18 protein-coding genes and 2 pseudogenes are annotated in these 22,937 nt (G+C 64.7%); 10 read left to right on the top strand and 10 right to left on the bottom strand.

Annotated elements, in window-relative coordinates; genetic code table 11:
• Window positions 1–1,521 precede the first annotated feature (1,521 nt).
• The 5 genes from AC07BS_RS30640 to AC07BS_RS30620 all read left to right on the top strand — a co-directional run bounded on the left by AC07BS_RS30640 (window position 1,522) and on the right by AC07BS_RS30620 (window position 10,081).
• Window positions 1,522–2,439, top strand: coding sequence for a hypothetical protein (locus AC07BS_RS30640; RefSeq protein WP_478935130.1), 918 nt, complete (start codon window positions 1,522–1,524; stop codon window positions 2,437–2,439).
• Window positions 2,440–2,451: 12 nt separating this feature from the next.
• Window positions 2,452–3,738: a peptidoglycan-binding protein gene (locus tag AC07BS_RS30635; RefSeq protein ID WP_478935129.1), complete on the top strand. Its 1,287-nt coding sequence runs from the start codon at window positions 2,452–2,454 to the stop codon at window positions 3,736–3,738.
• Window positions 3,738–4,442 (top strand): ABC transporter ATP-binding protein, encoded by a 705-nt coding sequence (locus tag AC07BS_RS30630; protein ID WP_478935128.1) that lies wholly within the window; start codon window positions 3,738–3,740, stop codon window positions 4,440–4,442. The genes AC07BS_RS30635 and AC07BS_RS30630 overlap by 1 nt, the downstream gene beginning before the upstream one ends.
• Window positions 4,439–5,701: an ABC transporter permease gene (locus AC07BS_RS30625; RefSeq protein WP_478935127.1), complete on the top strand. Its 1,263-nt coding sequence runs from the start codon at window positions 4,439–4,441 to the stop codon at window positions 5,699–5,701. The genes AC07BS_RS30630 and AC07BS_RS30625 overlap by 4 nt, the downstream gene beginning before the upstream one ends.
• A 156-nt stretch (window positions 5,702–5,857) precedes the next feature.
• Window positions 5,858–10,081, top strand: coding sequence for a NucA/NucB deoxyribonuclease domain-containing protein (locus AC07BS_RS30620; RefSeq protein WP_478935126.1), 4,224 nt, complete (start codon window positions 5,858–5,860; stop codon window positions 10,079–10,081).
• Between the two features lie 82 nt (window positions 10,082–10,163).
• Here AC07BS_RS30620 and AC07BS_RS30615 read toward each other — a convergent pair whose 3' ends face one another.
• The gene (locus AC07BS_RS30615; RefSeq protein WP_478935125.1) at window positions 10,164–10,760 is read right to left on the bottom strand and encodes a DUF6461 domain-containing protein; all 597 of its coding nucleotides are present in this window, start codon (window positions 10,758–10,760) and stop codon (window positions 10,164–10,166) included.
• A 232-nt stretch (window positions 10,761–10,992) separates the two neighbouring features.
• On the opposite strand from AC07BS_RS30615, the gene AC07BS_RS30610 reads away from it, so the two are divergent.
• A protein-coding gene (locus AC07BS_RS30610) for an IS5 family transposase (protein WP_478935131.1) occupies window positions 10,993–11,804 on the top strand; the annotation gives its coding sequence in 2 pieces (ribosomal slippage) (window positions 10,993–11,344 and window positions 11,344–11,804; 813 coding nt in all).
• A gap of 48 nt (window positions 11,805–11,852) precedes the next feature.
• A pseudogene (locus AC07BS_RS30605) lies at window positions 11,853–12,020 on the top strand (IS5/IS1182 family transposase); the annotation flags it as partial.
• A 227-nt stretch (window positions 12,021–12,247) separates the two neighbouring features.
• On the opposite strand, the pseudogene AC07BS_RS30600 reads toward AC07BS_RS30605, so the two are convergent.
• Window positions 12,248–12,336 (bottom strand): annotated as a pseudogene (locus tag AC07BS_RS30600).
• Window positions 12,337–12,555: 219 nt separating this feature from the next.
• Between AC07BS_RS30600 and mihF the strand changes: the two are divergent.
• Window positions 12,556–12,867: an integration host factor, actinobacterial type gene (gene mihF, locus AC07BS_RS30595; protein WP_478643754.1), complete on the top strand. Its 312-nt coding sequence runs from the start codon at window positions 12,556–12,558 to the stop codon at window positions 12,865–12,867.
• Here mihF and AC07BS_RS30590 read toward each other — a convergent pair.
• The 8 genes from AC07BS_RS30590 to AC07BS_RS30555 all read right to left on the bottom strand — a co-directional run bounded on the left by AC07BS_RS30590 (window position 12,864) and on the right by AC07BS_RS30555 (window position 20,446).
• Entirely contained in the window at window positions 12,864–13,364 is a 501-nt protein-coding gene (locus tag AC07BS_RS30590) for a hypothetical protein (protein WP_478935124.1), read from the bottom strand. The two genes, mihF and AC07BS_RS30590, sit on opposite strands and share 4 nt — an antisense overlap.
• Before the next feature lie 376 nt (window positions 13,365–13,740).
• Window positions 13,741–14,799 carry a 2-aminoethylphosphonate ABC transporter substrate-binding protein gene (locus tag AC07BS_RS30585; protein WP_478935123.1) on the bottom strand — a complete coding sequence of 353 codons (1,059 nt, stop codon included), beginning with the start codon at window positions 14,797–14,799 and terminating at the stop codon, window positions 13,741–13,743.
• A 30-nt stretch (window positions 14,800–14,829) separates the two neighbouring features.
• On the bottom strand, window positions 14,830–15,621 hold the full coding sequence (locus AC07BS_RS30580; RefSeq protein ID WP_478643760.1) for an ABC transporter permease: 792 nt from the start codon (window positions 15,619–15,621) through the stop codon (window positions 14,830–14,832).
• A complete protein-coding gene (locus AC07BS_RS30575; protein WP_478643761.1) occupies window positions 15,608–16,558 on the bottom strand; it encodes a 2-aminoethylphosphonate ABC transporter permease subunit in 951 nt (316 codons plus the stop codon). Before AC07BS_RS30575 ends, AC07BS_RS30580 begins: the two co-directional genes overlap by 14 nt.
• Window positions 16,551–17,666, bottom strand: a complete 1,116-nt coding sequence (locus AC07BS_RS30570; protein WP_478935122.1) for an ABC transporter ATP-binding protein — start codon at window positions 17,664–17,666, stop codon at window positions 16,551–16,553. The genes AC07BS_RS30575 and AC07BS_RS30570 overlap by 8 nt, the downstream gene beginning before the upstream one ends.
• Window positions 17,663–18,361 (bottom strand): phosphonatase-like hydrolase, encoded by a 699-nt coding sequence (locus AC07BS_RS30565; RefSeq protein WP_478935121.1) that lies wholly within the window; start codon window positions 18,359–18,361, stop codon window positions 17,663–17,665. Before AC07BS_RS30565 ends, AC07BS_RS30570 begins: the two co-directional genes overlap by 4 nt.
• Window positions 18,362–18,366: 5 nt before the next feature.
• Window positions 18,367–19,488: a TIGR03364 family FAD-dependent oxidoreductase gene (locus AC07BS_RS30560; RefSeq protein ID WP_478935120.1), complete on the bottom strand. Its 1,122-nt coding sequence runs from the start codon at window positions 19,486–19,488 to the stop codon at window positions 18,367–18,369.
• A 172-nt stretch (window positions 19,489–19,660) separates the two neighbouring features.
• Window positions 19,661–20,446: a GntR family transcriptional regulator gene (locus AC07BS_RS30555; protein WP_478643771.1), complete on the bottom strand. Its 786-nt coding sequence runs from the start codon at window positions 20,444–20,446 to the stop codon at window positions 19,661–19,663.
• A 309-nt stretch (window positions 20,447–20,755) separates the two neighbouring features.
• On the opposite strand from AC07BS_RS30555, the gene AC07BS_RS30550 reads away from it, so the two are divergent.
• The gene (locus tag AC07BS_RS30550) at window positions 20,756–21,652 is read left to right on the top strand and encodes an HpcH/HpaI aldolase/citrate lyase family protein (protein WP_478643774.1); all 897 of its coding nucleotides are present in this window, start codon (window positions 20,756–20,758) and stop codon (window positions 21,650–21,652) included.
• Window positions 21,649–22,920, top strand: a complete 1,272-nt coding sequence (locus AC07BS_RS30545; RefSeq protein ID WP_478935119.1) for an 8-amino-7-oxononanoate synthase family protein — start codon at window positions 21,649–21,651, stop codon at window positions 22,918–22,920. The genes AC07BS_RS30550 and AC07BS_RS30545 overlap by 4 nt, the downstream gene beginning before the upstream one ends.
• Window positions 22,921–22,937: the final 17 nt, after the last annotated feature.

Below are 22,937 nucleotides of genomic sequence, written 5' to 3'. Positions count from 1 at the left end.
CATCGATGTTCGCCACCCCGCCGCCCTGCGGACGGACCCGCGCCGCAGGCAGCAACGGCTTCACCAACGGCCACAAACCGCCAGGAACAATCCAGTCCCACCGCCCGCTCCCCATGCCCACACCAACGGACAACAGCCATGTAGGACACGGTCTAAGCGCTTGGCCGAGGCGAGAGACTCCTTCGGGCGAGGGTGCTGGCGATCAACTCGACGGCAACCTGGAACGCTTGATGACACACAGATGAGTGGGTGGCGAACCCGCCGGTCAGCGGCGCGTGCTGCGGGGACAGCGCGAGGACGGCAAACAACGTTCAACAGGCCATCGCACGACCGCTCGCCGCCGTGGCCGCTCGGCGCAGCCCGGGCGCTGCGCCGAGCGCGGGCCAAAAAAGGTCCTCTGCTATCTGCTGGGCCATCACAGACCCTGCGCCGCACCGCATAACCACGCAACTACCTAAGGGTGGTGCGCTCGCATCCCCCGAAGAGCAAGCGGCAGCCTGATCCATCGTCACCATTCTGTAACCACACGTCACGCAACCGTGATCTTGATTACATCCCCAAAAGTGCCACTACGTCGGATTTTAGCGATATGACCTGTCCGTACATCCGTCAGACCCGCACAGGAGTGAGTAAAGTTCACTCCGAGTCGCGCGATGATCACGCAATGGACTCAGACCCTCTTCCTGAAGCTAGCAGACCCTGCTGGATGCACTTCACACGAACGGTCACTTATGGGCGCCCGTCCGCCCTCTAAGTTCCGAAAAACTCGGCGATGGGGTTCGATAAAGCAGGCGGGAACGATTCACAAAGTGATTACTGACCAGTTTTTTTGGGGGGATACTCAATGGAAAAATCTCGAATTCGTGCTGCTTTAGTGAGCGCAATGGCAATACTTACTGTCAGCGCACTGTCCACTCCTGCTGCTCACGCCGATGTTCCTGATTCGCGGAACTATTGGAGTGAGGAGGCTTGTACTTGGCCCAGCGATTCACAGTTCAAGCTCCACCTGTATTACAACTCTTGGCGAGACGGGGCCTATCGAAACTTCGGGTATAGCGTCTGGAATTTTGGCGACGTCGCTCCTGGAGGCAGCCCAGATCACTACTCTTACAAATTCTGCCTCACTGGCGCGCACGGGAGCCCTGGTTCGGGTCACGATGTAAAGAATGCAGCGGCATCTGCAGGCAATGACCACGCGAGCTACAACGCACTTATCTATGTGAACCAAGGATACAAGGGCGACGTAGACCGCCTTGGCGCAATCTCGTACGTATCGCGGCTACACTACACGTTCAACAACAACGCATCCTTTCAGTGGATGAGCTAATAGCCAGCATGGTGATGACGAAGCGGTCTAGATGTCGCTTCGTCATCACCATGTACCGCTAACTACTGCGCTGGTTCAAGACGCAATAGATTAGCTACGTTCCAAGACTCGGCAGCAAAAAACTAAGGCCCAAAGCCGCAAGCTGTAAACGAAATACGGACTTTGCCTTAGTTGAGAGATCGGTACTACTTACCTTGCGCCAGACACAGCTCATTCCAGCGATAAGGGCGATTGCCGCAGCTTCTCTGCTCGTAACAGCAGTCGCTGCCTGTTCATCCGAGGAAGCGTCAGAATCCGACCGTCCTCCGTTGCCTGCAAAGAAATTCAATGCTTCCAACCCAGCCACCTGGACTTTGCCCATCGAGGCGTATCTTCCCACGGATGATGAAGCAAAGCAGATTCTTCGCGCTAAAACTGCGCTTACTGCCGACTGCATGAAGTCGTTTGGCTTCACGTGGCACGCGGCTCCAGAACTTCCGAAGCTTGGGCCCAAGTCCCTCACCGACTGGCGCTACGGGGTCCACGATATAGAGCTTTCAAAGAAGCGCGGCTACAAGCCTGACGCAGCGGAACAGGAAGCATACGACAAAGCCGTGGACGAGGGCGCTGTCGACGGTACGACCAGTCAAGGAACTGACTCTCAGATTCTACTGGGCCGGACCGACGTAGCAGGAGGAAAGAAAGTTCCAGAAGGCGGGTGCGCCGGCCAAGCTAAGCGAAACGTGACTGGCAAGGAATCCGAGTTTTCGGAGGCTGCACAAAAAATCAGTCGTGAATCATTCACAAGGTCAAAGCAATCGCCTGAAGTTGTCAAGACCTTCGAGCAGTGGTCTGCATGTATGAAGAAGAATGGCTACTCATACAAAGAGCCCTTGGATGCGAGTGACGATCGTCGCTTTTCTTCCAAAGATGTATCTCAGCTCGAGATTGAAACCGCTACGACTGATATAACCTGCCGCAAGCGCTTCAATGTAGCGAAGGTTTGGTTTGAAGCTGAAGTGAAACTGCAGAACGCTGATATCGAGAAGCATGCTGAAGAGTTGAGTAAGGCTCGCAAGGATCTCGATGCCAGCATCAAAAAGGCTGCCCGTGTCCTGACGAAAAGCCGGTAGAGCAGAGCTGGCATGAATCAGACAATACGCATTCCCTCTGTGATGAAAAAGGGGCCGTCTCATAAACGGTCTCATCTGGCCAGGCGACGCCGAGTGTTGCTCACCGTTGGCATCGGTTCAGTCATTCTTGCTGGGGCCGGAGCAGGAGTGGCTGCATTTATCAAATCTCCTGCCCAAGTCGCGGCTGAGACGTCAGCTCCTCCTCCAGATGTACTCACAGCCCCTATTGAGAGGAAAGCCCTTTCTGACAGCATTATCACGCGAGGCAAAGTTGTGTCTGGCCAGTCTGTTGATGTCAGTTCTGGTGGGCCGGCGGGTAAGGATGCCGGGCGGGCGGTCGTCACCAAAGTAAAGGTGAACGCGGGAGACCGCATTTCTTACAGTCAAGTTCTTCTTGAAGTGTCGGGACGTCCCATTATCGTGCTTCAAGGGCCCTTGCCAGCCTATCGAGATCTCAAACCGGGTAGTCAAGGCGAAGATGTGGCTCAGCTTCAGCGGGCGCTCGCATCTGCCGGCTATTCCTGCGGCACAGACTCTTTTGGTACGTTTGGGTCTGGGACGACCAATGCTGTGACTGCCTTCTATAGATCACTGGGATATAAGCCTGTTTCTTACGATGGTGAAGTTCCCGTAAAGCCTTCAGGTAAAGAACCTGCCGCGCCAGGGGAAAAACATTCGTCCAGAGCAAAGACGGGACCCGTTGTTCCACTGTCTGAGATTATTTACGTGCGTTCTTTTCCCGCTCGAGTAGATACAGTGTCCGCCAAGGTAGGGGCCAGCGCCGGAGAAAAACTACTTTCGCTCTCTTCAGGCAAGCTGGTCGTTGAGGGAACAGTTGCACCATACGAGAAATCTCGAGTGCGCGCGAATCAGACCGTCCAAATAGTGTCCGAGAGCACAGGTCAGCAAGCAACCGGGACAGTTGTAGCAATTGCTGACGCTCCTGCCAAGCCCCAAAAGGGAGATCAGCAGCAAGCAAGCGAGGGATACGCCATACAAATTACTCCTGACAAGGAACTGCCGACCAGCCTATCTGGTCAGGAAGTCCGGCTCACCATCGCAGCGACCTCATCGAAAGGTGAGGTGCTAGCCGTTCCCTCCTCTGCTATCTCTGCAGGTGCCGATGGGCAAACCACTATTACCGTACAAAAAGGCAAGGAAGAGCGACGCATCTCCGTAAAGACAGGCATGTCTGGTGACGGATTCATCGAAGTCCATCCGCTCGAAGGCGCAAACCTCAAACCCGGCGACAGAGTGATCGTTGGTAACAACTCCCAGGACCATCAAGGCGAACGGTAATGCATGAACTGGGGCGCCCTGTCATCGAATTTCGCGGAGTAGGACTAACATACCCTGGCCCTCCTCCCGTTAAAGCTCTGAGGCCTTGCGATCTCATCATCAGCAGGGGCGAATATGTGACAGTTGTAGGGCCTTCCGGCTCAGGAAAGTCCACATTCCTGAATATCGCTGGTCTGCTGGACATACCGACCGACGGCAAGTATTTCCTCGATGGGATCGATACAAGTGCCGCCTGCGATGCACAGCGCACCAGCCTCCGAGGCACTCGCATCGGCTTTATCTTCCAGACGTTTCATCTATTGCCGCATCGAAGCGCTCGCGAGAACGTTGAACTGGGAATGCTGTATCAGAAGGTTCCCAGGAGGAAAAGGAAGCGGCGCGCGGAGCGTGTCCTGAGTAGAGTTGGTCTTTCTCACCGAGCAGACGCGCTGCCAACGCGTCTTTCTGGTGGTGAGCGACAGCGCGTAGCAATAGCTCGGGCACTTGTTGCGGAGCCGTCTCTACTCCTGTGCGACGAGCCCACGGGGAACCTCGATTCAGCGACAGCCGCAGCTGTTCTCGACCTATTAGATACCTTGCATCAAGATGGTATGACGACGGTAGTAATCACCCACGATGCACAAGTTGCTGCACGGGGGCAGCGGACTGTATCTATTCGTGATGGGGTTCTGACCGAAGCGCCGGTCATGAGGAAGACATCATGAGATCTCCAGTTATTCTTCGACGACGCAGGACACACCTGCGCGGAATAAAGAGATCGTCTCTTTCGATACCTGACCTCGTATCGGAATCCTTGGCAGGGGTTCTACAACGCCCTGCGCGTTCTGCTTTGACTGCCTTGGGCACTGTTCTAGGCGTCGGTTCCTTCATAGCCGTATTGGGAATTACTGGAACTGCAGCATCACAAATTGATGGCAGGTTTAACGAGCTGACAGCCACCGAGGTCACAGTCGAAGACTCGGGCGGCAGCGACACTGGAAATGTCGCCCTCGCTTTTCCGGAAGACGCCGATAGTCGCATTTCTAAGCTGAATGGCGTCACCGGTGCCGGCGTCTACTGGACGGTTCGGTTGTCAGCCCAGCAGACTGTTCGTTCAGCACCTATAGGCTCGGCCAACGCTGCGGATGCTCAGACTCAGGTTGTGGCAGCTTCACCAGGTGTCCTCACGGCCGTGAAACCACAGTTCTCGCAGGGCCGCGGCTTCAACGCATTCCACAGCGCCAATCGTGAGCGTGTGGCTGTCATAGGGGCAGCCACAGCTGCCAGGCTCGGGATTACAACCCTGCGGACTCACCCTGCTGTCTTCATTGGAAATACGGCCTTCTCGGTGATCGGAATCCTGGAAGACGTAAACCGCAAACCTGATTTTCTGCTCTCGGTTCTAGTTCCCAGGACTACGGCAGAGCATGTATGGGGTCCACCTAACGGCCAGCGAGCTAAGATGATCATCTCCACGCAATTGGGGGCCGCATCTCAGATCGCTGAAGAATCTTCTGCAGCTCTGCGTCCAGATCATCCCGAATATTTCAGAGCTATCCCGCCACCCACCCCTAAAGCTCTGAGGTCTGGGGTAGGTAACGACCTGGCACAGCTCTTCCTGTTGCTCGCCGGAGTGTGTCTAGTAATAGGCACTGTTGGTATTGCTAATACGACCCTTGTGGCTGTTATGGAACGTACAGGAGAGATCGGTCTCCGTCGAGCCCTAGGGGCCCGCGGGATCCACATTACTGCCCAGTTTCTTGCAGAGTCAGCTGCGCTCGGGCTCTTGGGTGGCCTCGTCGGTACGTCTTTGGGGACCGTTACAGTGGTCGTCGTTTCAGCTATCCGGGAGTGGACACCAGTAATCAATTCCTGGGCGATTGCTGCAGCACCTGTTCTAGGGCTTGGGACTGGTCTGCTCGCTGGCTTGTATCCGGCTTGGCGGGCTTCACGCGTCCCTCCAGCGGAAGCCCTTCGCAGATGAACATACGAGCCGGCACGGCCGACCTTGCGGCCTATGCCACTGCAGCTTTATCCACGAGTTTACTGGCTCGTAACGAGACGGCCCGAGCACCGTTTCAATTGTTGCGGGTCGGATGTCGCAAGATGTGCGGCAGCGTTAGGGAAGAAGGGGGAAGTAGTGAAATTCCGAAGAACTCGGGCGTCATTAGCCACCGCGGTGGTGATTGCGGCGTTTTCAACACTTGTGCAACCGATCGCCGTTGCTGATCAAGCAACGCCAACGAATTCCACGAATAAATACCTGCAGGACACGATCTCGGGAGCGCAGCGCAGAAACGTTCTCGGCAAGGGGTGGGACAAATCTAAGGACAAAGCGTGGACCACGTCCGCCGACGCCGACGGTTTCCACATCCTTGTCGCAGACAAAAAGGCCGGCTACGCATGGCGCACCGCAGCGTCACTTAAGGAGCCCGGGTTTGATGCTGATATGTGGGTCGGCAACGCCTGTGTGACTGGCTCTGGTGAACGGGCCATGGTTGCTTACGCCCCACGGGCGTTCACCAACAACCCTGAGCTGATGGCTCGCGGCGCCTTCACCGCCATCGTTGACCTCTCCTCCGGTGAAGTCACCAAGCTTGATCGTCAGGCGTCGCTGGCATACTTCAGTCCTGGCTGTGGTACTGGCGAGAGTGCCGTGTTCACCCAGGCAGGAGGTGAAGATAAGAACGCCACTCGGCTGATCAAAGTCGATGCAGCAGCTCACCGGATGGAGCAGCCGATTGAGGTGAAAGGACAGGTCGCCTCGGCAGTTCCAGTAGGGGACAGCATCGTCGCGGCCACATCTGCGAGTGTGGTGAAGATCGACAAGTCTGGTCGCCAGACGCCGATCGCCCGAACCAACCATATGCCTTTCCTCCTCAAGCCTGATGCGGAGGGCGGGGTCGTCTACATGGACCGGGCATCCACTGCACGGGGTGAGGTCAAGCGGCTCGGCTCAGCTGACCTCGCGAGGCAAGACATGAGGAAAGCCAAGCCGACAGTGCTCGCGAAGGGTGCCCTGTCGCGGATGGATCTTTCCAGCAGCGCTGATGGGCATGTGTTCATCACGGGCGAAACTAAGCCTGCAGCAAAGATGCCCAAAGCCGTTCAGCGGCGGGCGGATGCTCCAAAGGAGTCTGTTGTCACCACACGTGGTGAGGCGCTTGTCTCAAGAACGGCGTGGGCTGACAGGGAGGACTCCCGCGTACGCACTTCGGGCAGTCCTTCTGCCGCTCGTCCGGTAGAGATCGGCCTCAAGGTTCTCGGGACCCGTGAGGAACCTCGCTTCAGGGTCACTCCCGGCGAAGTCCCTCTTGGGAATCCGGGGCAAGGGGCAGCACCGTCGCCGGCCCTGAAGATGGCTCCTGCATCCAAGAAGCAGGGTGTCACTCGGTCAGCGGTGTCAGATGAAGACCAGAGGTACTGCTCGGTTCCTCGCAACGATCCCGCCAAGCAGGCACTTCAGCCTAAGCCCAGGCAAGTGGAATGGGCCGTCGACCAGGCCATCACCGGGAATCTCAACAAGCTCGCTGCAAGACCAGAAAATTGGCGGAACCAGGGGATGGCGGCCTACCAGCCGCAAAGCCTCTTCCCACCCGTCCCTCTGGAGGGCGGAGGTCGGATTCCTGCTCAGGTGATGCTCGGTGTCACGGCGCAGGAATCCAACATGTGGCAAGCGTCCCGTGTTGTTGTCCCCGGAGTATCGGGCAACCCCCTGATCGGCAACTACTACGGCATCAAGTATGCAGCCAATGGCCAGCAGAGCGATCCGTGGGGAATCAACTGGGACAAGGCTGACTGCGGCTATGGCGTCACCCAGGTTACCGACGGCATGCGCATGCACGGCAAGGAGAAGGATGGCGAGTCAGCCATGTCGACGCTGCAGCAGCAGGCAGTCGCGCTTGACTACTCCGCCAATATCGCAGCTGGCATCCGCATTCTTGCGGACAAGTGGAACCAGACGCGCAAGGACGGGCTGATCGCCAATAATGGTAAGCCTGAGTACATCGAGAACTGGTACTTCGCGCTTTGGGCTTATAATGCTGGCTATTACCCGAAGAATGAGGCGGATAAGAACGGAGGGATGTGGGGAGTTGGCTTCACCAACAACCCTGCGAACCCTCTGTGGAAGGCGAATCGTACGCCGTTCCTCGAATCTCCGGAAGGGAAAGACGACTACAGGCAGGCGGCACACCCTCAGGACTGGCCCTACCAGGAGAAGGTGATGGGTTGGGCGGCCAGGCCGCTCGAGGCTCTCGAAGCGCCAGGCAAGATGGTCTCCGGCTTCCGTCAGGCCTGGTGGAACTCACCTCAGTACCGTACGGGTATGAAGGCACCTGAAGGTACCTTCTGCACATCGGCCAACCAATGTGATCCGTCAAAAATCGGTCCAAACGACAAGAACGAACCTGGTCTGGGTGCCTGCACACGCGAGGATCTCAAGTGCTGGTGGAATCAGCCAGCCACTTGGAAAAACTGTAGCAAGGGAGAGTGCGGGCAGGAGATTCTTCGCTTCAACGACACTTATGTTGAGGAGCCCTGGGGCGATGCCTATCCGCCAACCTGTAGTACAGAGGGCCTCCCCAGCAACGCATTTATTGTTGATGATGTAGCAGACGAGACCCCCACTCATCGTCCAGGATGCACCCCGGCGAAGAAATCGAGCGGCAAGTTCTCCTTGGACTTTGGCTCCGAGTCTGCGCAAGTAGACCTGCACCAACTAGGTGCCGGCTACGGAGGGCACTTCTGGTTCGCACATACTCGCAAGGATGACCCTGAAGGCCGACGGCTGAAGGTTACCGGCACCTGGGAATTCTCCGAAAAGATCACTAGCGCCGCCAAGGTCTTCGTGCACATACCTGACCATGGTGCTAACGCCCGGCAAGTCACCTATGTAATCGACACCGCTCGCGGCAAGCGCTACCGCACTATCAAGCAGGCGGGCAATGGAAGCTGGATCCCTCTGGGAGCTTTCAAGTTCGACGGAGCCCCCAAGGTTGAGCTCAGCACCATAGCAGAAGACGGCACGGGGGATCTTGATGTTGCCTTCGACGCCGTTGCAGTAGCGCCTGGTGACTACGTAGTCAATACGGTTGATATCAAGCTTCCTGCCGACAACCCAAACGCGCCGGACATCGATTTTCCGGATGAGCCGGCGTCAACTCCTTCAAAGAAGGGGGCAAAGAGCTTTGCCAACCCCAAGAGGAATTGCTCGCCGGTCGACGGAAAAGCCAAGACCTCTCTTTGCATTGAGTTCCGCAAAACCAGCCGCACGGCAAGTCCAGCAAGCCCGAAGAAGTCCATGGCAGCGGTGCCTGGCGACGGCTTTGTCGCTTGGTGTCGCACCTACCATGGGAGACATTTCACTCGATATGAAGGGTGCATCCAAGAGAGCCAAGCTGTAATTGCCCTGGTTACGCAGGATGGCATGCCTCTAGGCAGTGCAACCTTTGCTATCAAGCAAGACATCAAACTGCAACCAAATTCATCTGGATTCAATGAATCCATGTTCTTCGTCCCAATAAAGATCGACGACCAGCTCGGCCCCTTCACTCTCGACTGGGAAGGGATTTGCAAGGGTGCATGCACTAATACAAAGTCTCAGTGGGTCGGATCTCCAACCTGGACATCGTCTACGGATTTGCATTCTGCAGAGGTTTGGCGAAGCCACCAATGGACTGGCACTAAATCTGACGAAATGACCCTCTCTTGGCAAACCGTAGGGATGACCACACGAGGGCAGACCACGACGGCGTCCTGGGACGCGCCAGACTTTAAGATCCGCTGCGACAACCTCGTAGGTGCATCACCTGGCTGCGTATTCCCCGACCATACGCCCACGTTTACGCTTAACACTGCGAAGCACCCGACTGCAGCCGCACTCTACTGGATCCTTCAGGAGAAGCTACCCAGCCACCCTGGGAGCCAGAAACACGGAAAGCCGCTTCATCGTCTTGCCGACGAAAGCATGGCAAAAAAGAACCGGGAAAAGGTCTGCGACTCCAGCTTCACCAAACACCCAGACACTCCTGATACAAGTTGCGATGAATACCCGTTCGCTAAATCCAAGGAGAGTGGCGGACAGCTCAACATAACTTCGGGTAAAGAATGCGTTCAGATGTTCGCGAGTAAAGATGCAAGTGGGTCCTGGCATCTTTCCGATGATGACCGTTATAGCCCTCCGACCTGGAACGAGGTATGCGGTCGCGGCAACATCCCGTCTGGCCAGAATACTGGAGCAGGCGGCGATCTGGGACGCCTCACTACGAAGTTCAGGCTGCTCAATGACGACGCATACTGGGTTGAGGCACCGGGCTTCTCGAGCTGCAACAACACCATCTGTGAGATCAATCTCCAACCCTAGGGAGTCGGGCAGTAATATTTCATAGATCGAAGTGAAACAGAAGCGGGGCAAGTGAAGATACTTGCCCCGCTTTCGCATTTCCTCAAGATTCGACGCGCATGGCCAACAGGGCGCCGTCCTCTGCGTGTTGCCTCGGCAAGGCTAGGCCGAACTCTATTTCCGCAAGTCGAAGGACTGACTGGACAACATCACTGGCCGAGCCGGGCCCCGGGGCCAAACCAACGATTTGCATCACTGGAAGGAATTCATCTGGCTCTACACCAGATCGCAAGTGAGGCAGGTGCGGATCAAACTCACAAAGCACCTGACCATTCAACGCGTGAGCGAAAGAAACACTGCCATCGGCTGTACTTGCTATCGCAACCGACTCAGTTCCCGCAGAAGTTTCTTCGATCACAGCCCTTTGAGCAGCATGAGCTCCCCAGCTTTCCATGGCATACGCCCATCGGCCATACACGCCCGACCGAATTATTGAACCAGCCCCCTCGCCAAACAACTCTTCTTCTTCTGCTTGGGCACGGGTCAGGCGCGTAGTGGTTTCAGGGCTTCCTCCAAGTCGAATGAGGAGAACTTCAGGGCTCAGGTCCCGGGTGAACGAAATGCAGAACCCCTCACGGAAGGCATGAGGAAGCCATCGAAGACCGTCATTTTGCATGAAATCTCCAACCTTGTTTTCCATGGAGCCTATCGGCTAACAATAGCTAACACAATGAGGTAAGTCTGCACGGATGGCCGTGTCAGAGGTGAGAATCAGACGTTCGAACCAGTAAGCTCATTCAGTTTGGTCACGGATCGGGTGAGGGCGGTGTCCGCAACGCACGAGGCTCCTGCGCCCTTACAACGGCTAACACAATGAGGTGTGTTGGTGCTGGTGGCCGTGTCTGGCGGGTGGGTTGAGCGTTGTCCGGCTCGTGGGGGCTTCGCCGTGGATCGTGTCGGATGAGCTGTGGGAGCGGATCGAGCCGCTGTTGCCGAGGAAGGAGCGGCGGTTTCGGTATCCGGGTCGCAGGCCGTTGCCGGACCGGGAGATGCTGTGCGGGATCCTGTACGTGCTGCACACGGGTATCCAGTGGGAGCATCTTCCCCAGGAGCTGGGTTTCGGCTCGGGGATGACGTGCTGGCGTCGGTTGCGGGACTGGAACGAGGCCGGCCTCTGGCAGCGCCTGCACGAGGTGCTGCTGGCGGAGCTGAACGCTGCCGCCCGGCTGGAGTGGTCCCGTTGTGTTGTGGACTCCAGCCATGTCAGGGCGTTAAAAGGGGGATCGCGACGGGCCCGTCGCCGGTCGACCGGGCCCGGCCCGGCTCCAAGCATCACCTGATCACCGACGGGCACGGCACCCCGCTCGCGGTCATCCTGACCGGCGGCAACCGCAATGACGTCACCCAGCTGCTGCCCCTGCTCGATGCCATTCCGCCCGTCAGGGGCCGGCGTGGCCAGCCCCGCCGCAGACCGGAGTCCGTCTTCGCCGACCGCGGCTACGACCACGACTGCTACCGCGAACAGGTCCGGGCCCGTGGAATCCTGCCCGTCATCGCGCGCCGCGGCACACCACACGGCAGCGGACTGGGCGTCTACCGCTGGGTAGTAGAGCGCACATTCGCCTGGCTCCACGGCTTCAGACGCCTACGCATCCGCTGGGAACGACGCGCCGACATCCACGAAGCCCTCCTCAAACTCGCCTGCTGCCTGATCACCCTCAGGCAAATCAATTCATTGTGTTAGCTCCTGTTAAAGGAGTCGAAGTCTCAACCCGCCGGCACAGGAACCTCGTTGGTTCCCTATCCTGCCGCACTCGACCTGCCTCATACCTTGGTCGAGTAGGTCACCATGCCCATCGTCGCCAGCGAGGGTGGCCGCCGCTGCAAACTCCCGCCGCGCTTGCGGGCCCCGGTCGGTCTGGTCTACGTGAGCAGGCACGCACCCTTGCGTGCAACGGCACCAAGAGCGACCGGCTCCCCACACCCACCGAACTCGTCCGGCTGGCCGACCGCAACGACGCCATCATGGGCTCCCCGCACCCTCTGCGCCGCACCCTGCAGGCCAGCCTTCAGCACAACCTGCCCGGCCGGCGCACGCCCTCATGGCACGAGTTCCTCAGCGCAGTGCACACGGCCGTGTGAACCGGCCTGATGATCACAGGCCGCCTCGCGACACACCGTTGTCGGCGGAGAGGGCAGGATTCGAACCTGCGTGGGCATAACCCGACCGTGAGCTGTCGCTCTGGTCCCCGATAAGCCGCTCCGGGCACCTCTCCGTGATCCGTGCCGGTTTCCCGGCCCGTTCACATGACGATCGTCGCAGCCCGTCCTGACAACGGCCTGACGCAGACCTGACACGCCGCCGCCCGGTCGGCGGACTCGTCCGTCCGGGCGATACCGGGCGCGTCGTCGTGGAGTGCGCGGATGCGGGATCGGGTGGTGTCGGCGACGATCGGGAACGTGCCGTGTCACGGCCACATCCCCGAGGAGGAGCCATGCCCCTGCCCGCCCTGACCCCGGAACAGCGCGCGGCCGCGCTGCAGAAGGCCGCCGAGGCCCGGCGGGCCCGGACGGCGCTGCTGGATGCCATCCGGTCCGGCACGACGAAGCTGTCGGAGGTCCTGCACAAGGCCAAGAGCGACCCGATCGCGGGCAAGACGAAGGTCAGCCAGCTGCTGCGCGCCGTGCCGGGGATGGGCCCCGCCAAGGTCACCGCGCTGATGGAGCAGATCGGCATCGACCCGGACCGCCGCGTGGGCGGCCTCGGGGACCGTCAGCGCCAGGAGCTCGTCAACGCCGTCGGCTAGGCCGCCGGCCGGAGGTGGCAGAGGACGCACACGTCCCAGTGCGGCAGTCCGGTGAGGACGCGGTGCCGTACGCAGGACGCCGACGCCGCCTCGTGCGCGGGCGGGAAGCCGCTGTCGGGTCCGGCGGTGGCGGCCGGCTCATGGGCCGCCACCATCTCTCTGTACCGGCGCAGAAGGCCATGAGTGTGCGTGGACGTGTAGGGCAGGTCGTCCCAGCGGTGGCGGCTCAGGGCGAGGTCGATCGTGCGCAGCACGAACTCCTTGTTCCTGGCCCGCTCGCGCGGCGTGCCGCCCCACTCGACGTCCGCGAGGTCGAAGCCGACGACCCCGCGGCCCATCAGGTTCTGGTCCTGGAGGTTGAGGAGCGCGGCGAACCGGTAGTCCCACGGGTCCTCCACGAGGTCCGACACCGCCAGCATCAGCGCGTCCAGGAACGCCGCCGTGCTGTTGTTGTTGATGTTGAGGCTGGTGCCGCCGCCATGGAAGTCGTTGCTCATCGACCCACCCTACGGGCGCGCGTTCGGTGTGTGCGCCCCCCGGGCGCTTCCCGTGCTTCCCGCGCTTCCGGGCGCCGCCGGTGGACGTCGGATCGTCGTCGCTGAGGGGAATGCTCTCCCCATGGGATGGTTCTCGCGGAAGAAGAAGGACAAGGACCAGGGCTCGCCCGGCGACGGCGGAAGCGGTGGCGGGGGCGACGGCGGGGGCTCCAGCTGCGGCGGTGGGTCCAGTTGTGGTGGCGGGTCCAGTTGTGGCGGTGGCTCCGGTTGCGGGGGCGGTGGTGGCTGCGGCGGTGGTGGCGGTGGCTGCGGAGGCGGTGGTGGCTGATGCCCGTCCCCCGGCGTGATGCCGGGGGCGGGCCTCCCGCCGGGACGTTCAGCTTCCCGTGGCCTTCTTCCACGCCTCCACGTACGACGGAAGGTTCTTGTCGATGTCCGCCCAGTCCGGGCGGAACACCTCGACCCCCTTCATGATGTTCGCCAGCGACAGCGCGCTCATGTCCGTCGCCTTGACGTCCGTACGGGAGGAGAAGCCGCCGCCCACGGCCGACACCTGCCGCTGGACCTCCTCGGAGAGCAGGCGGTCCAGGAGCTTCCTGGCGTTGTCCGCGTGCGGGGCGTTCTTCACGAGGCCGGCCGCGTACGGGAGCGCGAAGGTGGTGGGCTTCCCGTTCTCGCCGGCCGGGAAGAAGATGCCCTGGTTCGGCATGGACCTCATGTTGGCGAAGTTCATCTGGACGTCGCCGTTGGCCACGAGCAGTTCGCCCTTGTCGACCTTGGGCGCGAGCTGCCCGGTGGACTTGGACGGGCCGACGTTGTTCCTCTGGAGGTCCTTCAGGTAGGCCATGGCGGGCTCCTTGCCGCCGAGGTCGTGCATGGCCTTGATCAGGACGGCCGTGCCGTCGCCCGCCACGCCCGGCGTGGAGTACTGGAGCTTCCCCTTGTACCTCCCGTCCAGCAGGTCCTTCCAGGTCTTCGGCGGGGCGCCCTTGAGTTCCTTGGAGTTGTAGATGAAGCAGACGTAGTTGCCGGCGATGGAGGTCCACTTCCCGGCCGGGTCCTTGTCGCCGTCGGCGACCTTCCCGGAGCCCTGCGGCCGGTAGGTGTCCAGCAGGCCCTTGCCGTCCGCCTGCTGGATGAAGGGCGGGAGGGTGACGACCACGTCGGCCTTGGTGTTGGAGCGCTCCCGGGCCAGGCGCTGCACGACCTCGCCGGAGCCGCCCTCGACGTACTTGACCTTGATTCCGGTGTCCTTCTCGAAGTCCTTGAACACCTTGTCGTAGAAGCCGGAGCCGTCCTCGGCGCTCAGGCCGTCGGCGCTGTAGACGGTGATCTCACGGGCGTCGCCGGCACCGGCGGACGTACCGCAGCCGGAGAGGACGCCCACGAGGGCGGTGAGGCAGGCAGCCAGCGGGAACGGGCGGGAGCGGGGCATGTTCGTCGTACTCCTGGGGGAGGGCGGGGGTCAGCGGTGGGTGGCGCGGGTGCGGATCCGGGAGACCCCGAGCAGCACCAGCAGGGTCGTGGCCATCAGCACCACGGCGAGTGCCGCGCCGGAGAAGAGCGCCCCGCGGTCGGTGGCGGCGAAGATCTTGACGGGCAGGGGCAGCCAGTCCGGCGGATAGAGCATCATCGTGGCGCTCAGCTCCCCCATGGACAGGGCGAAGCAGAGTCCCGCGGCGGCCGACAGGGAGGGCAGGAGCAGCGGGAGCGTCACGCGCAGCAGGACGCGCGCGGGGCTCGCGCCGAGGCTCGCGGCCGCCTGTTCGTACGCCGGGTCGAGGCGGGCGAGGGCGGCCGTGACGGACTGGTGGGCGAAGGAGGTCACCAGCACCGTGTGCGCCAGGACGACGATGGACGGGGTGCCGTTGAGGAGCACCGGCGGCTGGGAGAAGGCGACGAGCAGCGACAGGCCGACGACCACGGACGGTACGGCGACCGGCAGCATGAACAGCACGTCGACCAGGCGCCGCAGGCGCGACCCGCGGGTGGCGAGCGCCGCCCAGGTGCCGGTGACGAGGGCGAGCGCGCTCGCCGCGAGCGCGGTGAGAAGGCTGGTGGTCAGCGCGTCGAGGGAGTCGCCCCGCGCCATGGAACGGTAGTGGTCGAGCGTCGCGCCGGAGGGGAGCGCGCCGCTCCAGCCGGTGGCGAAGGACGCCGTGAGGACGACGAGGAACGGCAGCGCGAAGACGGGCAGGAAGACGGCGAGGAAGCCGGCGTGGATCGCGCGGCGGGCGCCACGGCTACGCACGAGCACGGCGGACTCCTTCGCGGCGGGCGGTGAGCGTGCGGTAGAGCCCGTAGAGGGCGAGGGAGAGGACGACGTCGACGACCGCCACCACGCAGGCGCCGGTGTAGTCGCCGTCGAGGATGGCCTTGCCGTAGACGAGCACGGGCAGGGTCGTCACGCCCTTGGCCCCGGTGAAGAGCACGATGCCGAACTCGTTGAGGCACATGACGAGGACGAGCGAGCCGCCGGCGGCGAGCGACGGCAGGGCCTCGGGCAGGATCACCCGGCGGACGATGCGCGGCGCCCCGGCGCCGAGCGAGGCGGCGACGTCGAGCTGCGCGGGGTCGATCCGCGAGAACGCGGCGAGCAGGGGCCGCATCACGAACGGCGTGAAGTAGGTGATCTCGGCGAGCAGTACGCCCCAGGGGGTGTGGAGGAAGGCGAACGGGCCGTGCGCGGCGCCGGTCGCCCCGGTCCACAGGCCGTTGGCCAGGCCGGCGCTGCCGTAGACGAAGAGGAGGGCGAGGGTGATGAGGAAGGAGGGGAAGGACAGGAAGACGTCGACGAAGCGGCCGAGCGCCCGGCCCCCGGGGAAGGGCACGAAGGCGATGACGAGGGCGAGGGCGAAGCCCAGCACCACGGCGCCGGCGGTGGCCCCGGCCGCGATGAGCACGGTGTTGGCGAGGGCCTCCTGGAACGCCGTCCGACCGAGGGAGTCGGCGTAGGCGGCGAGGGTGGGTCCGCCGCCGTCCGGGGTCAGCGACTGCCGGACGACGAGGGCGAGGGGGTAGAGGAAGGTGAGGCCGAGGGCGACCACGGGCGGGAGGACGAGGGCCCGGGCGCCCGAGGCCCGGATCCGGGCGGCCCACCCGGCCCACCCTGCCCACCGGTTCCGGTGGCGGACCGCCGGGCCGGGCGACGGCCGTCGTCCGGCGGCGGCGAGCGGGAGCCGGGGTTCAGCCACGGGAGGGACGCCGGACACGCGCCGCACCTCCCCCACCCGTCCCCGCGGGCAGCAGGACGGCGTCGGCCGGGGCGAAGTGGAGGGTGACGGCCGTGCCCGGCGGCGGGGTGGCGCGGAGTTCGCGGACGTCGGCCCGTACGCGGTGCCCCGCGACGTCGACGTGCAGGCGGTGGGTGGCGCCGCGCCACTGGACCTCGGCGACCGTGCCGCGCAGGGCGTTCGGCCCGTCGCCGAGCCCGACCCGGTGGGGGCGTACGCACAGGGTGGCGCCGGCTCCGGGCGCGGCACCGGCCTCCGGTACGTCCAGGGGCGTGCCGGCGAAGTCCGCGCCGTCCGGGGTGACCGTCACGGGGAGGAGGTTGGCGTCGCCGACGAAGGACGCGGTGAACTCGGTGCTCGGGCGACGGTAGAGGTCCTGGGGCGTGCCGCAGTCCTGGAGGCGGGCGCGGTCCATGACGGCGATGCGGTCGGCGAGGGTGAGGGCCTCGATCTGGTCGTGGGTCACGTAGAGCATGGAGACGTGGGGCAGGTCGCGGTGGAGCCGGGCGAGTTCGGCCAGCATTCCGGAGCGCAGCCGGGCGTCCAGGGCGGACAGCGGCTCGTCCAGGAGGAGCACGCCCGGCCGGACGGCCAGCGCCCGGGCGATGGCCACGCGCTGCTGCTGGCCGCCGGACAGCTCGCGCGGGTAGCGGCGGGCGTAGGCGGTCATGCCGGTCATCTCCAGCGCCTCGGCGACGCGGGCCGCGGTCTCGGTGCGCGGCGTCCGGCGGGCGGTGAGGCCGAAGGCGACGTTGGCGTCGACCCGCATGTGGGGGAAGAGCGCGTACTGCTGGACGACCATGCCGACGCCGCGCCGCCGGGGCGGGAGCGCGGTGACGTCGCGGCCGCCGATGAGCACGCGGCCGGCGGTGGGTTCGACGAATCCGGCGACCGCGCGGAGGGCGGTGGTCTTGCCCGAGCCGGAGGGGCCGAGGAGGGCCATGACCTCGCCGGGTTCGACGGTGAGGTCGAGGCCGTCGAGGACGACGCTGTCGCCGTAGGCGACCGTCACATGGTCGAAGACGATGCCGTTGTCGTGGGTACCGGGGTCGCCGTCGGGCGGGGTCATGAGCTCTCCTCGGCGCGGGTGAGGAGGGCGGGCAGTTCGGCCACGGAGCCGAGGACGTGGGTCGCGCCGGCCGCGCGCAGCGCCGTCCCGTCGTGGGCGCCGGTGAGGACGCCGGCGACGACGGCGGCGCCGGCGCGGGTGCCGGAGAGCATGTCGTAGGAGGTGTCGCCGGCCACCGCGACGTGCCGGACGGAGTCCGCGGCGCGGGTGCGCAGCAGGGCGGTGAGCACCATGTCCGGGTACGGGCGGCCGCGGCCGCCCGCGTCGGCGGGGCAGAGGGTGAGGTCGGCGAGGTCGGTCCAGCCGAGCGCGGCGAGGATCGCGTCCTGGGTGGCGCGGGCGAAGCCGGTAGTGAGGACGACGGTCCGGCCCTGGTCGCGGAGTTGTTCGACGGCCTCGCGGGCGCCCGGTACGGGGGCGCAGTGGCCGTCGGCGACCAGGAGCCCGTAGGCGGACTCGAACTCGGCGTTGGCGCGCTGGGCGCGTTCCTCGTCGCCGTGGAGGTGCCGGAAGACGGAGATCTTCGACTCCCCCATGGTGGCGCGGACGTGGGCGAGCTGCCGGGCGTGCGCGGGGGTGCCGGGCAGGACGCCGAGCGAGCGGGCCGCGGCGTCGAAGGCCTTCTCGACGAGGCCGTCGTCGGCGACGGTCGTGCCGGCCATGTCCAGGACGACGAGTGTGGTGCGGTCGGTCATGGGGATCACCAGTCCAGTTCGTTCGCGGTCGTCTCGGCGATGGCCGGGGAACAGGTCATGCCGCGTCCGCCGGGTCCGGTGACGAGCCAGACACCCTCGCGGACGCGCTCGCGGTGCACGACGCGACCGCTGTCCAGGCACTGCGCGTAGACGCCGGCCCAGCGGCGGCGGACGGCGGGCAGGGGGCGGCCGAGGATGCTCTCGGCGACGGTCGTCAGGTGCTCGTAGGGGTCCTCGACGACGTCGAAGGAGAAGGGCTCGGCGTATTCGTGGGTGTCGCCGATGGTGAGCCCGCCGTCCGCGCGCTGGACCATGAGGAGTTGCATCCGGTGCTCGGCGGCGACGGGGGGCTGGGGCCGGGCGGCGGCGAGGGCGTCGAGCGCGGTGCCGGCGTAGGCGGGGTAGTAGCGGAAGCTGTCGGCGTCGGCGACGGAGGTGGTGAGCTCCTCGCCCAGGGGGGCGGTCTGCATCATCTGGAGGCGGACGCGGCGTACGGGCAGGTCGGGGGCGAGCTCGCGGACGAGGCCGCCCAGCCAGGCGCCGGTGCACAGGACGACGGCGTCGCCGTGGTGGATCTCGCCGCGGTCGTCGCGCACGGCGCGTTCGCCCTCGACGGCGCGGACCTCGCGGCCGCCGAGGAAGGTGTAGCGGCCGGAGGCGAGGAGCGCCTCCCGCAGGGCGCGCTGGGCGGTGCGGGGCTCGACGGCGGCGTCGCGCTCGCACCACAGGGCGGCGCGGAGGTCGCCGCGCAGGGCGGGGTTGACGGCGCGGGCCTCCTCGGGGGTGAGGAGGGCGAGGCCGCGGGCGGCGGCGTCGGGGCGGGCCAGGGTCGCGCGGGCGACGGCCAGTTCGGCCTCGTGGGTGACGACCGTCAACGATCCGTTGGCCCGGAAGCCGAGGCCGGGGACGGCGGCGCCGAGCTCCTCCCAGAGCTCGCGGGCCCGCAGGGCGGTCGCCAGCTCCTCCCCGCCGGCCCGGCCGCCGACCCAGACCAGACCGAAGTTGCGGACGGAGGCGCCGCGCGCCTCCGCCTCCCGCTCGATGTGCACGACCTCGTGGCCGCGCCGAACCGCTTGCCAGGCGTGGAGGGTTCCCAGCACGCCGGCTCCGACGACGATGACTCTCATGTCCCGAACGTTCGTCGCGGGGGATGTCCCGGAGGGGTCCGGGCGGCGGCGGGACGGTGAACGAGCGGGCAAGCTTGGACTAGACCCGTTATCTTTACGTGACATTCGCTGTGACATCGCATCCCTCGTGGTGACGGCGGAATGTCCGGAGACTGCCCAGGAGTACGCTCCGTCAGCCCTCGCCGCCGCCCAGGTGCACGGTGAACGAGAAACGGTCGCCCCGGTACAGCGAGCGCACCCGCTCCAGGGGGCGCCCCTCCGTGTCCCGCGACACCCGGTGGATCAGCAGCATGGGCAGCGCGGGCGGCGTGCCGATCAGCAGGGCCTCGCGCGGGGTGGCCAGGACGGTCTCCAGCCGTTCGTCCGCGTCCCCGAAGCCGATGCCGAGCCGTTCGCGCAGGTAGCCGTAGAAGGAGGAGTCCGGCTCGAAGTCCTCGCCCAGGCCCGGCGCCCGCTCGACGGCGATGCAGGTGCTCTCCAGGCCGACCCGCTCGTCGTCCGCGAGCAGGACCCGCTCCAGGTGCCAGACGGGCGCGCCCGGTTCCACCCCGAGGTCGGGGGCGAGGGCGGCCGGGCAGGCGAGGCGGTCCAGGCCGATGAGCGCGCGCCCGGGGCGGCGACCCTGGCGGCGTACGCCCTCGGTGTAGCTGGCGAGGGCCAGCGGCTGTTCCAGCTTGGGCCCCGCGACGACGGTGCCGCGCCCCTGGCGGCGCAGCCGCCCCTCCAGCAGCAGTTCGCGCAGAGCTTGCCGCACGGTCTCGCGCGACACCTCGAAACGCACGGCCAGTTCGCGTTCCGTCGGCAGCGTCCCGCCCTCGCCCAGCTCGTCGAGGAGCGCGGAGAGACGGGTCTTGACGGCGTAGTACTTGGGGATGCGGCCGTGCTCGGGGATGCCGGCACGGGCCGGGCCGGCACCGGGCGGGAGGCCCGGGGCGGCGTGCGTCTGCGTAGGGTCCACGGCGCGATCCTCGCACCTTCGGGGTCACACCCCCGCGCCGCGGTGTGCGCGGCGGCGCCGGTGCGCGGCCCTCCGGGCGCCGCGACGGGACGGGTGGGACACATGTATTTCACCGGGTCCGGATGGATGAATTCTGCCGGCAAAAAAGGAGGCGACAAATCCTCCCCGCAGCGGATACAGTCGTTTTCCGGCACCGCTGTTGATGGTCGTTCAGCACCCCCGCTGTCGGAAGCAGAATTCCGCGGATGCCCGGCGCGACGCGGCAGGAACCGTGCCTTCGGAGCCTTCTGCCCGCTCGGAGAGCCTTCCATGAAGTACACCCGCTATTGCCGTTCTCTGTTGTCGACTCCGGCGTCGTCCGTGGAGCGGTATCCCAAAAGCCATCACGCCGGCGCCGACATCTGTGTCGTGGACCTGGAGGATTCCGTCCCGCCCCGGGAGAAGGAGGAGGCCCGGCGGTGCGCCGAGCTGTTCTTCACGGCTCCCTCGGCGAGCGCCACCCGGTGCGGGATACGGATCAATTCCGTGGTCGAGCCGGACGGACTGCGCGATCTGCTGGCCCTGCGGCTGTACGCCGTCAAGCCGGCCGTCGTGGTGGTCCCCAAGGTCGAGTCGGCGCGCGACATCGAGATCGTGGAGCACGTACTGGGCGGCAGCTGCCCGCGGACGGAGTTCTTCGCCGTGGTGGAGACGCCCCGCGGCCTGGAGAACGCCCCGCTGATCGCCGCCTCCTCGCCCCGGCTGCGCGCCCTGATCTTCGGCGCCGCCGACTACTCCTTCGACATCGGGGCCCGGCTGGCCTGGGACCCCCTCTTCCAGGCCCGTGCCCGGCTGGTCAACAGTGCCCGGGCCGCCGGGATCGACGTCGTGGACGCCCCTTATTTCAGCTATTCCGATATCACAGGACTGCGGAACGAATCGTTTCTCTCCCGGGATCTGGGATTCAGCGGGAAGATCGCCGTGCATCCCGTCCAGATCCCCGTCGTCAACGAGGTGTTCTCACCCGACGCCGAGCTGCTGGAAAAGGCCCGCCGGGTCGTGGCGGCGGGGCGGGCGAGCGGCGACGGCATCGCCGTCGTGGACGGCGTCATGGTGGGCACCCCCTTCTTCGAAGCGGCCAGGCGACTGGTCGAGGAATTCGGAACCCCCGAATTCGGAACGTCCGAGCAGAGCGCACTTCCTTCAGCCAACGGGAGCCGGCAGTGAGTACAGTCAACGGGGAGATCAAGGGTGCCGAGGCCGTCCGGGGCCCGCGCCTCCATCGCAACAGCGAGAAGCTGCTGGCGACCTCCGACCCCTACTGGCAGGCCGCCGCCGATCGCGGCCTGATCGACATCCACGCCTCCGCCGACTCCAACAACCGCCTCGTCGTGCGCGAGACGGGCCACGAGTTCGTCAACATGTGCTCGTGCTCCTACCTGGGCCTCAACTACCACCCCAGCATCGTCCAGGGGGCCATCGACGCCCTGGAGGAGGCGCGGAGCCTGGGGCTGTCGCTGGCCAACACGCGCATCCGGCACGACCTGCTGTTCCGGCTGGAGCAGGAGCTCGGCGAGCTCTTCGGGGCCACGATCCTGCCCGGTGTCACGTGCAGCGTGCTCACCGCCGGCATCCTGCCGCTGCTCGCCTCCGGCCATCTGGCCGAAGGCGGCCCGCGCGTCATGGTGTTCGACCGCATGTGCCACTTCTCCATGGCGTACGTGAAGCCGATCTGCGCCGACGAGACCCTGGTGCTCACCTGCCCCCACAACGACCTCGACTACCTGGAGGACATCTGCCGGAAGTACCCGAACGTCGCCTACGTGGCCGACGGGGCCTACTCCATGGGCGGCGCCGCGGCGCTGGACGGGCTGCGCGAACTGCAGGACCGCTACGGCCTCTTCCTCTACCTGGACGACTCCCACGGGCTGTCGATCTTCGGTGAGCACGGCGAGGGGTACGTCCGCGCCCACCTCGGCCTCACCCCGCTGACGATCATCGTGGCGACGCTCAGCAAGGGCTTCGGCTGCGGCAGCGGCGCCGTGGCGATGCTGGGCGACCCCGCGGCGCTGCGGCCGCTGATGCGCCACGCCGGGCCGGTGGGCTGGTCGTCGAACATGGAGATCCCGATCGTCGGCGCGGCCCTGGCCAGCGCCGCCCTCCACCGCTCCCCCGAACTGGGCGAGCTGCAGCGCCGCCACCAGAGCAACATCGCTTACTTCGACGAGCTGTTCCCCACCTCGCACGCGGGCAACGGGCTACCCGTACGCCGCATCGACGTCGGCGACGGTGACCGGGCCGTGGAGCTCTCGGCCGAGCTCTACCGGCGCGGCTACTACAGCTCGGCGGTGTTCTTCCCGATCGTCCCGCGCGGCGAGGCCGGCCTGCGGATCATGATCCGGGCCGACCTCACCCGCGAGCAGATCGCCCGCTTCGTCGCGGAGGTCGAGGACGTCACCGGCATCGCCGCCGGCACCGGCACGGTCACCGGCTGACGGCCGCGGGACGACAC

The organism is Streptomyces sp. NPDC044063 (assembly GCF_056434285.1).
The sequence above is the reverse complement of the archived record's forward strand: the minus strand, read 5'-3'. Positions and strand labels throughout refer to the sequence as shown.